The following is a 13,456-nucleotide window of genomic DNA, read 5'->3' on the forward strand; positions in this document are numbered from 1 at the left end:
GCGCCCTTACCCGACTGCCGCGCCCTCGATGAACCACGCTGCGCTTGACCTGTTCGATACCCTGCTCACCCAACAGCTGGCCGCTCTGCCCGATCAAACGCGGCGTTTGCTGCATGGCCGCGGCAGGTGCTGGCCCGGGCTTGAGCAGGTCTGCGTCGACTGGTTCGAAGGTGTGCTGCAAATTTCCCTGTTTCGCCCGCCCGACGATTTGCCGGCCTTCACGCAGCGTTGCAGGGAAATTGCGGCACGCCAGCCACAGGTGCATGCCGTGTTGCTGCAATTGCGCTACCAGCAAGGTGCGCCAGGCCAATGGCTTGCCGGCGAGCCATATCCGGAGCTAGTGGTGAACGAACACGGCCTGCGCTACCAGCTGAACCTTGGCCAGGCTCAGAACAGCGGGCTGTTCCTGGACATGCGCCTGGGCCGGCAATGGGTTCGCGAACACAGCCAAGGCGTGCGGGTGCTCAACCTGTTCGCCTACACCTGTGCGTTCTCGGTGTGCGCCATCGCAGGCGGAGCCGAAGCCGTAGTCAACCTGGACATGGCCCGGGGTGCGTTGGCACGCGGCCGGGAAAATCATCGGCTCAACGGCCATGACCTCTCGAAGGTCAGTTTCTCGGGCATGAATTGTTCAGGTCCTGGGGCAAGCTCAGCCGCCTGGGGCCGTATGGCCTGATCATCATCGACCCTCCCAGCTTCCAGAAGGGCAGCTTCGTGCTAACCCAGGACTACGAGCGGATCCTGCGCAGGCTTCCAGCCCTGCTTGCACCGCACGGCCGGGTACTGGCCTGCATGAACGACCCGGCCCTGCCCAGCCAGTACCTGATCGAACGCATGGCCGAACAGGCGCCCGCGTTGCGCTTGATCGAACGCCTCGACAACCCACCGGAATTTCCTGACAGCGAACCGGAAGGCGGCCTGAAAGTATTGAGCTTTCAGCTTGGTTAGCCGACCAACTGCACTGCAGCGAGCACGGCGGCGGCCGATAACAACGGAATGAAACCATTCAGCCGTTCACATGCGCCCTCGCCTGCTGCGCCCTCGCCTGTCCCGGAATCGAATCAGGTTCCTGCGCGGCCGTGGGGCATCTGGGCGCTGCCACTGGGCATTGCCCTGGTGGGCACTGCCTTGTCGCTGTGGGGCAGCCTGCTTGACCTTCGCCATCAGCGCCAGGAGCAGTGGGCGGACGTCAACCTTCAACTGAGCGCCGTGGTGGCGCAGGCACACAACCAGATCCGCGCGGCCTATGGTGAAACCGAAGGCCTGCTGCAGCTGATCAACGTCGATGGCGATATCTCGCCCAGCCATTTTCACGGCATGGCCGAGCAGGCCATGGCCAACGTGCCGTCTATCCGGCACATGGCCATTGCACCCAACGATGTGATCCGCTGACATCTACCCGTTGCCGGGCAACGAGGCCGCACTCGGCCTGGATTGACCGCAGCCTGCCCCGGCAATACGCCAGCGTGCGCCGAGCACGCGCGCTCGGCCAGACGCTGCTGGCCGGCCCGGTCGAACTGCGCCAGGGAGGCCTTGCGCTCATTTACCGGCGCCCGGTATTCGTTGGCGGCCACAACGGGCACCTGCGCTATTGGGGCACCGTGGCGGTGATTACCGATATCGAAGGGCTGCTACGGGCGTCCGGGCTGCTGGAGAACCCAAGGCTGCGCCTGGCGGTACGCGGCGCCGACGGCCAAGGTGCGCAAGGCGCGCTGATTCATGGCGACAGCCAATTGTTCGATGGGCAAAGCGCCCTGGCCTCGCTGGAGGTACCCGGTGGCCAGTGGCAAGTGGCTGCCCAGCCCATGGTGGGCTGGGCAGCCAGAACGCTGGGCAGCTCGTTGCTGTTCTGGGTGTGCATGGCGGCCACGTCGATCCTCACCGCTTTCGCTGCCGCGCTGAGCCACAGCCATGTACAGGCCAGGCGGCGCAACCTGGCACTGGGCCGTGAAATAGCGGAACGCCAGGAGGTCGAGGCCGAGCTGGTTCACCAGGCCCATCACGACGCCGTCACCGGCCTGCCCAATCGCGTGCTGTTCAAGCAGCGCCTGGCGCAAAGCATCGAGCACGTGCAGCAACAAGGCGGCTTCATGGCGGTGTTGCTGCTGGACCTGGACAGCTTCAAGGAAGTCAACGACACCCTTGGCCATGCCCAGGGTGATCAGTTGCTGATACAGGCAAGCCGCCGCTTCGCCGAACACATCCATCCCTGGGATACGCTGGCCCGGCTCGGTGGCGATGAATTCGCCTTCATTCTCGATCGCCTGAACCACCCCAGTGACTCGACACCGGTGGTTCAACGCTTGCTGCAGGCCGCCGCCCAGCCCTTCGTGCTCGGCAGCGACACGGCCTTGGTGAGTGCCAGCATCGGCGTCGCCATCTGCCCGGCCGATGGCGGCAGTGCAGCTCGACCTGCTGCGCCACGCCGACACGGCGATGTATGGCGCCAAAGAGGCTGGGCGCAATGATTTTCGCTATTACCAGGCGTCGATGACCAGCCGTATCCAGGAACGGGTCACGCTTGAGCACGCCCTGCGCCGCGCACTGCAGCGCGACGAATTCGAATCGCGGTACCAGCCCCGCATCGATCTTGCCAGTGGCCGCGTTCAGGGCGCCGAGGCCCTGCTGCGCTGGCGTGATCCGAACCAGGGCATGGCTCTACCCGGACCTGTTCATCCCGGTCGCCGAACGTACCGGGCTGATCATCCCCATCGGCCAGTGGGTGTTGGACAACGCGTGTGCCCAGCAGCGGCGCTGGCGCGCTCGCGGGGTCTTCGAAGGGCGCGTAGCGATCAACGTAGCCACGCCGCAGATCGAGCGCAGCGATTTCGTCACCAGCGTATCCCGCGCCCTGCAGCTGCACGGGCTGCCCGCTCACAGCCTCGAAGTGGAGGTGACCGAAAGCCTCTTGATGCAGCATCAGGACCTGGCCTGCCACGTGTTACGGCAGTTGCAGCGGCTTGGGGTGCGCACCGCCATCGATGACTTCGGCACCGGCCATTCGTCACTGGCGTACCTGAAGCTGCTGCCGGTCAACCATCTGAAGGTCGATCGCGCATTCGTCAAGGACCTGCCCGGCGACAGCACCTATGCAGCCATCACCCAGGCCGTGGTGGCGCTCGGCAAAGCGCTCGGGTTCGAAGTTACCGCAGAAGGCATCGAGACCGCTGAGCAGTGGGAGCACCTGCGCGACATTGGCTGCCAGAGCGGCCAGGGCTATTACATTGGGCGGCCGATGCCGGCGCAAGACTTCGAGCAGTGGCTGGCGCGCTACAGCACCAGCCCTCAACGCCAATCGTCGAGCAACAACACCGCTTCGTTGTCGTAATCCTGCCCTTTGTGCAGGGCTACGCCGATAATGCGCATGCGAAACCCGGCCTCCAGCAACCAACGGTAGGCCTGCACTCGGCCAGTATTCACCCCTACGAGCAGTTGCCGCGCCTGCTGCGCTGCGGCAAGGGCTTCGCATCGCCCTATCAGCCTCGCCAGGGCCTCCGGGCCAGCGCCGGGGCGCACCGCTGCGAAGCGCACGTAGCACACCTCTGGCCCGGCTTCGCAGTGTTGGCCGTAGTGGCAGATGGCGAAGCCGTCTCGGCGGGCGACCACGCCACCCAGGCCCTGGTGCAGGGCGGCTTGGATTTCGCCGCTCACATCCAGCCCCGGGCTGATCGCTTCGGTGATGCCCAGGCAGTGCGATTGCAACGCCTGAAGATCGCCTGTGTGCTGCTCGGCCAAGGGCGAGTAGCTGCCGCTCAACGGGCGCGCCATCACTACCGAAAGGCAGCGAGGCCAGAAGCCGAATCGCTGATACAGCCCCAGATGACGTGGGCTGTCGGGAAAGGTGAAAAGCCCGCTGTGAGTGCAACCCCACTCATCGATCAAGGTGCTCACGTGCGCCATCAACTGTTTGGCGATGTCCTGCTCCCAATGATCAGGCGCCACAGCCACCGGGCCCACGACCGCGTGCTGGCCCCAGCGGCTGACGCAGGCTACACCCAGCAGCTCGCCCTGGGCCTGCGCCTTGAACCAGTGGGTATGGGGCGCATGCCAGCGAGCGCTCACGTAATCGCGCTGGTTCCAGAACTCGCCCGGCTCGGCCTCGCCGATCACCGTGGCAAAGGCTTCCCGTACCAAGGCACGGGCCGCAGGGAGGTCTTCGGCCTTGAGGTCGGCGAAATGGATCTCAAGCTCACAGTTGCGCATGGCAGGGGGCCTTGTCCGGCAGGGATTGTTGTTGCTGGCCGGCCAGCATCCGTGCGGCACTCAACGGCATGGGCCGGCCCAACAGGTAGCCTTGCACCTTGTCGGCGCCCAGGCGGCGCAGGGCTTCGAGCTCGCTGATACTTTCCACACCCTCGGCGACGATGCTGCAGCCGGTTTCCTGCGCGAACGCAATCAGCGCCGACGCCAAGGCGCGCCGTTGCGGGTCCTGATCGATGCCCTGGGTCAGGCTCATGTCGAGCTTGATGATGTCAGGGCCTATTTCCAGGATGTGGCGCAGGCTGGCATAGCCCGCGCCGGCGTCGTCGATCGCGATGCGCAGGCCACGCTGGCGCAGCGGCGCCATGGCCTGGAGCAACTGGGCGTAATCGGCGACGATGGCGTGCTCGGTGACCTCCAGCACCAGCCTGTTCGCCGGGTACGGCGCCAGCAAGGTGTCGAGCCGGTTGCCCAGGAACATGTCGGGTGAGCAGTTCAGGGCCAGGTACGCAGGCGCTGGCAACTGCGCCAGGCCCTTGAGCGCAAGCTCGATGGCCTGCGCTTCCATCAAAGCGCCAAGCCCTGCTTCTGCCGCCTCCCTGAACCAGAAGTCGGGGCTTCTGACAGGTTCGCCGCTGAACCGCGACAAGCATTCCCAGCCCGCCAATGCGCCGGTTTCCACGTCGAAGATCGGCTGATACACCACCGACAGTTCGCCGCCGGCCAGGGCCTGGCTGATGTGCCGGTGCTTGCGCAGGCGCTCGGTCACGACATGCAGGTCGGCTTCGAGGCGCTCGGCGACCAGTTCCGCAAAGACCTTGAGCATCTGCACGTCACGCTCGGTGAGGCTGTTATCGGGCTGGGCGGAGAACAGCACAGGGTGCCGTAGATGCGGCCATCGCTGAACAGGATCGGCACACTCAAGTGCGAGCCGATCGGCAACGCCCGGGTTTCCGGGATGGCCAGCGCCTCGGGAAAGCGTGAAGTGTCCCCGATCAGGTTGGGCAACTCACCCGCAACGACCTTCTGGCAGTAACCCACCTCCATCGGCAGGCTGTCACCGGCCTTCAGCGGCCCCGGCTGCTTGCTGTCGACGTGAGTGAACAGGCGGTCCTGCTCGCGAAACTGCGAAATGAACGCCACATCCATGTTCAGATGCGTACGCAGTGCATGCAGCACCCGATCAATACCGGCCGGCCCATCAGACATCTGGGCGTTCAGGGCAACTACTTGGGTGAACGACGACATGCCACGACCTCCTGGTAACGTGTAAGCCATTGAACACATCGTAGATGGGCGGGCAGCAGTTTTCGATGGCTGCCTGCGCTTGGCACGCAGCTTTCAGACCAAATGCAGCCCTTGGATCCGCCGGCACTCAACTGCGTGCGAACACCGATGCGCCGATCGCATCGCTGAAACGTTCAAGGGCGGCCATGCCGGCCAGCGAATTGCCTGAAGCATTGAGCTCCGGCGACCACACGCAGACCGTAAAGCGCCCCGGCACCACCGCCAGGATGCCGCCACCTACCCCGCTTTTACCCGGCAAACCTACCCGGTAGGCAAAGTTGCCAGCCTCGTCATACAAGCCACTGGTGGCCATGATGGCGTTCACTTGCTGCGTCTGGCGTGGGCTGAGCACCTGCTCGCCGCTCTGCGGGCATACCCCGCGATTGGCCAGGAAGGCGAAGGCGCGAGCCAGGTCCTGGCAACTGACGGCCAGGGCGCAGTGGTGAAAATAGCTGCGCAGCACCGCATCGACATCGTTGTGGAAATTGCCGAAGGCCTGCATCAACCAGGCCATGGCCGCATTGCGCGCACGGTGCTGGTATTCGGACTCGGCGACTACCGTGTCGGCTACGATCTGACCGTTGCCGGAAAGGCGCCGCACAAAGTCGCGCAGCGACAGCGTCGGCGCGGCGAAGCGTGACTGGTTGATGTCGCAGATCACCAGCGCGCCTGCGTTGATGAACGGGTTACGCGGGCGGCCGCGCTCGAACTCCAGCTGCACCATCGAGTTGAACGCCTGGCCGGAAGGCTCATGGCCCAGCCGCGTCCAGATCTCTTCGCCGGAATGCTGGATCGCCTGCACCAGGCTGAACACCTTGGAGATGCTCTGAATCGAAAACGGGGTGCGCGCATCGCCTGCATACCAGGCCTGGCCATCCACTGCCTGCACCGCGATACCCAATTGATCGGGGACCACTCTGGCCAGCGCCGGAATATAAGTGGCGACGTGGCCCTGGCCGATCATTGGCCGTACCTGTTCGAGAATTTCGTCAAGCAACGCTTGCATGCAACACCTGTCATAACCATCGAAGCGAGTGTGCCCTAGACGCCTGGCATCGCCAGTTCATCACATCGGCAGTTGCGCACCGCTGGCGCATCTGCGAAAACTGCGCTCACTGCGCCACCCAAGGAAGCTGCAATGGCTATCGCACGTTACAACGGGGTCATCCAGGCCCTGCATTGGTTGACTGCCGCTGCGCTGTGCGGGGTGCTGCCCTTCGTCTGGGTGGCGGAGAACTTTCCGCCGGGGGCCGAGCGTGTTTTCTGGTACCTGTTGCACGAGTCCACCGGCATCATGGTGTTCCTGCTGGTGCTGCTGCGCCTGACCTGGCGCTGGCGCCACCCTGCCCCGGCTCCGCTTGCGGGTACGGCACGCTGGGAAGCCTGGTTCGCACACCTGAACCACGCGTTGCTGTACCTGATCCTGCTGGTGATGCCGGTGACCGGCTACATCATGGCCGGCAACGGCAGGCCGGTGCCGGTCTACGGGTTGTTTTCGTTGCCGGGCTTTCCTACTCACGATGCGCTGGGCCAGTGGGCGAACCAGGTGCATGTGGCCGGGCAGTTCGTGCTCTATACGCTGGTGATTCTGCACGTGGCCGCTACCGCCTGGCATGTCGCCGTGCGCCGCGACGGGCTGCTCGACCGCATGCTGCCGCCTCAGCGCCCGCCCGAGTGAGGTGCGCTTCGATGGCTGAGCCAGTGCTATAGTGCCGCCACTTTCAAACCCTTGACCTGCCCCTCGCGGAACCCGCCCTGCATGCCTCAGCCCTTCGATGCCCGCCCTGCCCACACCCTGCCGTTCCTGCTGGCAGGCGGCGAAATGGCCGAGCGCATCGGCGCCCTGGATGCAGCCGGCCTTCTGGGCGAGCCTTGCGGGTGGCCGGCACCGCTGCAGGCGGCCACCGGCCTGTTGCTACGCTCGCCGCTGCCCATGGTGCTGCTCTGGGGCGCCCACGGCGTGATGGTCTACAACGACGCCTATGCCGCGTTTGCCGGCAGCCGCCATCCTGGCCTGCTCGGCCAGCCGGTGCGCGAGGGTTGGCCGGAAGTGGCGCAATTCAATGACCATGTGATGCGCACAGTCATGGCCGGTGCCCCGCTCGTCTACCGTGACCAACCCTTGATATTGCAACGCGGCGATGAGCCGGGCCAGGTGTGGCTCGACCTGTACTACGCCCCGGTCCCGGGCGAAGCCGGCGAGCCTGCGGGGGTGATGGCAACGGTGGTCGAAACCACCGAGCGAGTGCGCGCCAACATCGCCCTGCGCGACAGTGAAGCGCGCCTGAGCGCGCTGGTCGACGCCACTGCCGATGCGGTTTACAGGATGTCGCCCGACTGGGCCTCGATGGTGCAGCTGGAGGGCAAGGGGTTCGTCAACGACAACCGCCGCGAGAACCCGGACTGGCTGAGCGCCTACGTACACCACGGCGACCACGCCCAGGTCCTGGCGGCCATCGAGCAGGCGATCCAGGCCCGGGCGCCCTATCAGCTGGAGCACCGAGTGCTGCGTGTCGACGGCAGCACCGGCTGGACGTTTTCCCGCGCGGTACCGGTGCTCGATGAACAGGGCCAGGTGCGCGAATGGTTCGGTGCCGCAAGCGACATCAGCACGCGCAAGGCCAACGAAACGGCGCTGCGGGCGAATGAGGAACGCTTGCTCTTCTCGACATTCTGGGGCGCACCACCTCGCAGAGCAGCGATGCCGACCAGATCCTGCGGCTGACCACCGAGCTGCTGGGGCGCCATCTGGGCGCTTCGGTATGCTCCTACGCCGATGTCGAAGCCGACGGCAACGCCTTCACCGTTCGTGGCAACTGGCACACGAACCAGGCCAGGAGCATCGTCGGCCAGTATCGGCTGGAAGATTTCGGCGCATTGGCGGTGCGTAACCTCACCTGCGGGCAGCCACTGATCATCAACGACAGCGAGCGAGAGCTACCGGCTGGCGAAGTGCACAGCTACCAGGCGCTCGGCGCACGCGCCACGGTGTGCATGCCGCTGCTCAAGCAGGGCAAGCTCACCGCACTGATGGCCGTGCATGACCACCTGCCGCGGCAATGGCAGGCGCAGGAGCTTGCCCTGCTCGCCGAGGTGGTAGAGCGCTCCTGGGCGCACATCGAACGGGTGCGTTCGGCGGCGGTGGCCCGCGAAGGCGAACAGCGCTTTGTGCACTCGCTGGAGACGCAGGTCGCTGAACGCACCGCGAGCCTTGCCCGCAGCGAGGAGAACATCCGCCGCACCGAAGCCGCTTTGCAGCAGGCGCAAAATGGAAGCGCTGGGCAACCTTACCGGCGGCATTGCCCACGACTTCAACAATCTCCTGATGGCGGTGCTGGGCAACCTGGAGCTGTTGCGCAAGCGCCTGCCGGCCGACCCCTCGCTGCAGCGCCTGGCAGACAATGCCAGTGCCGGTGCCCAGCGTGGCGCGGCGTTGATCGAGCGCATGCTTGCCTTCGCTCGCCGCCAGGCGCTGCGCACGCAACGGCTGGACCCGGTCGCGCTGGTGCACGGCATGACCGAGCTGATGCAGAGAACCCTCGGCCCAACGGTGACGATCCACAGCGAGCTGCCGGCGCATCTACCGTGGGTGGATACAGACCCCAACCAGCTGGAAGCGGCGCTGTTGAACCTGGCGGTCAATGCCCGCGATGCCATGGGAGGCCAGGGGCGCATCACGCTCACCGGCCACGTGGCGCCGTTGGCCGAAGGTGGGTTGCCGCACGTTTGCCTGGCGGTCAACGACACCGGTGCAGGCATGGATGAGCGGACCTTGAAGCGCGCGACCGAGCCCTTCTTCACCACCAAAGGCGTGGGCGAAGGCAGCGGGCTTGGGCTGTCGATGGTGCTGGGGCTGGCCGAGCAATCAGGTGGCACCCTTCGCCTGGTCAGCCACCCAGGCCAGGGCACCACCGCACAGATCTGGCTGCCCGCTTGCCCGCCGCAGGCGCAGCCCGTCGAGGCCGCCAACGGCCCACAGCTGCCGCCAACCCCCGCGCTGCAAGTGCTGGTGGTCGACGACGACCCGCTGGTCCGCGACAGCACCTGCGCCCTGCTCGCCTCACTGGGCCATAACGCCACGGTCGCGAGCAGCGCTGAGCAGGCGCTGGGGTTGCTGCACGCCGGTGCGTTCGACCTGCTGCTCACCGACCACGCAATGCCTGTGCGCACCGGCACCCAACTGGCCGAGCAGGTACGCATGCACTACCCGGCACTGCCGATGCTGCTGGTCAGCGGCTACAGCGATGTAGTGGCACCACCGGAGCTGCGGCTGACGCGCCTGGCCAAACCCTTTTCCCGGCAACAACTGGCGCAGGCCGTGCATCAGGCACTGCGCACTTCAGAGGTGTGTGATGAGTGACAAGATCCGTGTCGGCATCGTGTTCGGCGGCCGCAGCGCCGAGCATGAGGTGTCCTTGCAATCGGCGCGCAATGTGTTGGAGGCCCTGGACCGGGAGCGCTTCGAGCCTGTGATGATCGGCATCGACAAGCACGGCCACTGGCATTTGTGCGGCACCGCCGACTACCTGCTCCACCCCACAGACCCGGCGCTGATCGCCCTGAACCCCAGCCACCGCGAGGTGGCGCTGCGCCCCGGCGACACCCGCGCCTCCCTGGAAGAAGCCGGCGCACCGCAGGCGCTGGCCAAGGTCGATGTGCTGTTCCCGCTGGTGCATGGCACCCAGGGCGAAGACGGCTGCCTGCAAGGCCTGCTGCGGATGCTCGACCTGCCCTTCGTCGGCTCCGACGTGCTCGGTTCGGCGATCTGCATGGACAAGGACGTGGCCAAACGGCTGCTGCGCGAAGCGGGCCTGCCCGTCACCCCTTCGCTCACTGTGCGCCGGCACCGCCCGATCAGTTTCGAACAGGCCCAGGCAGCGCTGGGCATGCCGGTGTTCGTCAAGCCGGCCAACAGCGGCTCCTCGGTAGGCGTCAGCCGTGCCGACGATGCAGCCAGTTTCGCGGCCGCACTGGCCGAAGCATGGCGTTACGACGACAAGCTGCTGGTGGAGGCCGCTGTAGAGGGCCGCGAGATCGAATGCGCGGTGCTGGGTAACGACGCGCCGGTGGCCAGCGGTTGCGGCGAAATCGTGATCGGCCAGGGCTTCTATTCCTACGAAACCAAGTACATCGACGATCAGGCGGCCCAGGTCGTCGTGCCGGCTGCGATCGACTCCGCCGCCAGCGAGCGAATCCGAGCGCTGGCCTTGCAGGCCTATGAGGTACTCGAATGCGCTGGCCTGGCGCGGGTGGACGTCTTCCTGCAAGCCAATGGCGAGGTGCTGATCAACGAGCTCAATACCCTGCCGGGCTTCACTCGCATCAGCATGTACCCCAAGCTCTGGCAGGCCGCCGGGCTGAGCTATACCGAACTGGTCAGCCGCTTGCTCGACCTTGCCCTGGCGCGGCACCAGGGCCGCCGCCAACTCGTCACAAGCCGCTGAGGGCCTCGATGATCAACCGCCACCTCCCTGCGCTGCTGCGCCGCGCGCTCAGGCCGCTGCTCGACCCCTACCGCCGGTTTCGGCATGCGCGCCTGATCCACGCCCTGCGTGTGTCGGTCGGGCTGGTGGCGACCATCCTGCTCACCACCGGCATCCACCTGCCCCACGGGGAATGGGCGTCGGTCACCATGCTGATCGTGATCGGCGGCCTCCAGCACCACGGCAACATCCGCCGCAAGGCCACCGAACCAGCCTATGGCACGTTGATCGGCGCTGCCATCGGCCTTGCGATCGTGACCCAGCAGAGCTATCTCGGCTGGCACCTGCTCACCTATGTGCTGATGTCCTCGGCGTGCGGCTTCTTCGCCTACCACGCCATCGGCAAGGGCGGTTACACCGCGCTGCTGTCGGCCATCACCGTGTTCATCGTCGCCGGCCATGGCGACAACCCGATGTCGGACGGGTTGTGGCGCACCGTGGACATCCTGATCGGCAACGTGCTGGCACTGGCATTTTCCTTCGCCCTGCCGCTGTACGCGGTGTACTCCTGGCGTTACAACATGGCCACCACCTTGCGCGAGTGCGCGGCGGTGCACGGCCGCATCATCGCCGGCGACGTGGTCACCAGCGACACCCACCTCAAACGCATGCGCAAACTCAGCGCGTCACTGGTGCAATTGCGCGGCCTGATGGCATCGGTGTCCAAGGAAGTGCATATCTCGCAAACCGAGCTCGACGCGCTGCAACGCAACCTGCGGCTGTGCATCTCGATCCTGGAGATCCTCGCCGACACGCGCCCTGCCGGCGACGACAGCGCGGCCATGGAAGCGCTGCGCCAGTCCTTGCAGGTCGAGCACCGTTTCGTTCGCCGCCAGCGGGTGGCCATGGCCCGCGCCCTGCGCGATGGCCACAGCGACCGCCTGCAACGCAGCGGCGAGTTGTACGGCGACCTGCATGCGCAGGCGGCCTACCCCGCTCTGGACGGCTATCGGATGCTGACACGGCAGTTGGTGGCCAATGTCGACGACATGCGCCAGCGCCTGGCCACTACCGCACCCCGCTGGAACTTCTCCCACCTGCCTCGCGAGGACAAACCGCATGGCCCCACCCCTGCTTGAACGGATTCTGATCAGCAACGACGACGGCATCGACGCCCCCGGGCTGGCGGCGCTGGAAACGGTAGCGGCGCAATTGGCCGAGCAGGTCTGGGTGGTCGCACCGGACCATGACCAGAGCGGCGTTTCCCACGCCATCAGCCTGCATAGCCCGCTGCGCGTGACGCAGCGCGGTGAGCAACGCTATTCGGTCTCCGGCACCCCGGCAGATTGTGTGGCCATGGCGGTGGGCGAGCTGATGCCCGAACCGCCGCAACTGGTGCTCAGCGGCATCAATAAAGGCGCGAACCTGGGGGTCGAAACCGTGTTCTCCGGCACCGTAGGCGCCGCGATGGCCGCCCTGCTGCTGGGCTTGCCCGCCATCGCGCTGAGCCAGGCGTTCAGCCGCCGCGATGCGGTGCGCTGGGAAACCGCACGCACCCTGGCACCCGGCGTGATCCGCCAGCTCTGGGCGGCGGGATGGAGCAAGGATGTGTGCCTGAACGTGAATTTCCCTGACGTAGCGGCCCATGAGGCCAAGCCTTTGCAAGTGACCCGCCAAGGGTTGGGCCGCATGCACGGCCTGGAGGTCACCGCGCGTACCGACCTTCGCGAGCAAGCCTATTACTGGCTCAGCATCAGCCGCCAATTGCACGACGACACGCCAGACAGCGAGAGTGCGGTCATTGCGGGCGGCGGCATTGCGGTCACGCCGTTGCAGTTCGAGCGCACCGGGCACGGCGCGCGCGAAGCATTGGCGGCGCGCCTGGGGCTTTAAGCCAGGCGGGCGACGCGCGCGGCGACTTCCTGGTAGTCGCGCGCACGGTGAAACTGCGGCAGGTGTTCGAAGGGCGAGAAGTCGTCGTCGCCGTAGCCGATCACCTGGCTGCCCGCAGCCAGGCCCGCCTCGACGCCAGCGTGGCTGTCATCGATCAGCACACACTCTTCCGGCGCCAGCCCCATGACCTGTGCCGCTGCCACGATCAGGCCTGGGTCGGGCTTCCAGGCCTTGACCTCATAAGCGCTGACGATGCGCGCATCGAAGTGCTCCAGCAGCCCCGCCTGGCCAAGGCAGGTCTGGATCTTTTCCATCGGCCCATTGGAGGCCACGCATTTGTCCAGTGCCAGCTCGCGCACGAACTCCAGCGCACCGGGCATCGGCGCAAGGCCGGTGCGGAACACTTCGAGGCTGCGCTCGCGGAATTCGTGCATAAAGGGTTGCGCGTCCAGCTGAGGGTGCTCCTCGCACAAACGCCCGACGAACAGCGCGAACTGCACGCCACGGAACCTGCGCAGGACCTCGTGGCTGTCCAGTTCGACCCCACATTCTGCCAACTGGCGGCTCAGCAGCTGCGCAGCAACGCGCTCGCTGTCTACCAGTGTTCCATCGGAATCGAATATCACGCCGCGAATGGCCATGCCGTGCTCCTG

General features: G+C 65.9%; 14 protein-coding genes and 3 pseudogenes. 12 read left to right on the forward strand and 5 right to left on the reverse strand.

The features are described 5' to 3' along the window. The first annotated feature begins 28 nt into the window (after positions 1-28). The 5 genes and pseudogenes from LN139_RS09985 to LN139_RS10000 all read left to right on the forward strand — a co-directional run bounded on the left by LN139_RS09985 (position 29) and on the right by LN139_RS10000 (position 3,328). Positions 29-948: pseudogene (locus LN139_RS09985) on the forward strand (class I SAM-dependent methyltransferase). A gap of 48 nt (positions 949-996) precedes the next feature. Continuing rightward, a complete protein-coding gene (locus LN139_RS09990; protein ID WP_236359756.1) occupies positions 997-1,392 on the forward strand; it encodes a hypothetical protein in 396 nt (131 codons plus the stop codon). A gap of 74 nt (positions 1,393-1,466) precedes the next feature. Further along, complete coding sequence (locus LN139_RS09995; RefSeq protein ID WP_236359757.1) at positions 1,467-2,468, forward strand: diguanylate cyclase domain-containing protein; 1,002 nt, start codon at positions 1,467-1,469, stop codon at positions 2,466-2,468. A 22-nt stretch (positions 2,469-2,490) separates the two neighbouring features. Further along, positions 2,491-2,595, forward strand: a pseudogene (locus tag LN139_RS24805) (hypothetical protein); the annotation flags it as partial. Positions 2,596-2,635: 40 nt separating this feature from the next. Continuing rightward, positions 2,636-3,328, forward strand: coding sequence for a putative bifunctional diguanylate cyclase/phosphodiesterase (locus LN139_RS10000; protein ID WP_268944848.1), 693 nt, complete (start codon positions 2,636-2,638; stop codon positions 3,326-3,328). Here the strand turns inward: LN139_RS10000 and LN139_RS10005 are convergent. The 4 genes from LN139_RS10005 to glsB form a co-directional block, all read right to left on the reverse strand. Further along, complete coding sequence (locus LN139_RS10005) at positions 3,286-4,203, reverse strand: GNAT family N-acetyltransferase (RefSeq protein WP_236359758.1); 918 nt, start codon at positions 4,201-4,203, stop codon at positions 3,286-3,288. The two genes, LN139_RS10000 and LN139_RS10005, sit on opposite strands and share 43 nt — an antisense overlap. After that, on the reverse strand, positions 4,190-5,077 hold the full coding sequence (locus tag LN139_RS10010) for an EAL domain-containing protein (RefSeq protein ID WP_236359759.1): 888 nt from the start codon (positions 5,075-5,077) through the stop codon (positions 4,190-4,192). Before LN139_RS10010 ends, LN139_RS10005 begins: the two co-directional genes overlap by 14 nt. Then, on the reverse strand, positions 4,966-5,448 hold the full coding sequence (locus tag LN139_RS10015) for a GAF domain-containing protein (RefSeq protein ID WP_236359760.1): 483 nt from the start codon (positions 5,446-5,448) through the stop codon (positions 4,966-4,968). Before LN139_RS10015 ends, LN139_RS10010 begins: the two co-directional genes overlap by 112 nt. A 127-nt stretch (positions 5,449-5,575) precedes the next feature. Then, positions 5,576-6,493 carry a glutaminase B gene (gene glsB / locus LN139_RS10020; RefSeq protein ID WP_236359761.1) on the reverse strand — a complete coding sequence of 306 codons (918 nt, stop codon included), beginning with the start codon at positions 6,491-6,493 and terminating at the stop codon, positions 5,576-5,578. 132 nt (positions 6,494-6,625) lie between these two features. Here glsB and LN139_RS10025 point away from each other — a divergent pair, with 132 nt between their 5' ends. The 7 genes and pseudogenes from LN139_RS10025 to surE all read left to right on the forward strand — a co-directional run bounded on the left by LN139_RS10025 (position 6,626) and on the right by surE (position 12,803). Next, the gene (locus LN139_RS10025) at positions 6,626-7,165 is read left to right on the forward strand and encodes a cytochrome b (protein WP_236359762.1); all 540 of its coding nucleotides are present in this window, start codon (positions 6,626-6,628) and stop codon (positions 7,163-7,165) included. Between the two features lie 81 nt (positions 7,166-7,246). After that, positions 7,247-8,212, forward strand: a complete 966-nt coding sequence (locus tag LN139_RS10030; protein ID WP_236359763.1) for a PAS domain-containing protein — start codon at positions 7,247-7,249, stop codon at positions 8,210-8,212. A gap of 23 nt (positions 8,213-8,235) precedes the next feature. Beyond that, positions 8,236-8,547: pseudogene (locus LN139_RS10035) on the forward strand (GAF domain-containing protein); the annotation flags it as partial. 208 nt (positions 8,548-8,755) lie between these two features. Further along, complete coding sequence (locus LN139_RS10040) at positions 8,756-9,847, forward strand: ATP-binding protein (protein ID WP_236359764.1); 1,092 nt, start codon at positions 8,756-8,758, stop codon at positions 9,845-9,847. Further along, the gene (gene ddlA, locus LN139_RS10045) at positions 9,840-10,931 is read left to right on the forward strand and encodes a D-alanine--D-alanine ligase (protein WP_236359765.1); all 1,092 of its coding nucleotides are present in this window, start codon (positions 9,840-9,842) and stop codon (positions 10,929-10,931) included. The genes LN139_RS10040 and ddlA overlap by 8 nt, the downstream gene beginning before the upstream one ends. A gap of 8 nt (positions 10,932-10,939) precedes the next feature. Then, positions 10,940-12,049, forward strand: a complete 1,110-nt coding sequence (locus tag LN139_RS10050) for an FUSC family protein (RefSeq protein ID WP_236359766.1) — start codon at positions 10,940-10,942, stop codon at positions 12,047-12,049. Beyond that, positions 12,030-12,803: a 5'/3'-nucleotidase SurE gene (surE, locus tag LN139_RS10055; protein WP_236359767.1), complete on the forward strand. Its 774-nt coding sequence runs from the start codon at positions 12,030-12,032 to the stop codon at positions 12,801-12,803. Before LN139_RS10050 ends, surE begins: the two co-directional genes overlap by 20 nt. Here surE and LN139_RS10060 read toward each other — a convergent pair. Continuing rightward, positions 12,800-13,444, reverse strand: a complete 645-nt coding sequence (locus LN139_RS10060) for an HAD-IA family hydrolase (protein WP_236359768.1) — start codon at positions 13,442-13,444, stop codon at positions 12,800-12,802. The genes surE and LN139_RS10060 overlap by 4 nt on opposite strands. Between the last annotated feature and the right edge of the window lie 12 nt (positions 13,445-13,456).

The sequence above is a fragment of the Pseudomonas sp. KNUC1026 genome, assembly GCF_021650705.1.
GTDB lineage: Bacteria > Pseudomonadota > Gammaproteobacteria > Pseudomonadales > Pseudomonadaceae > Aquipseudomonas.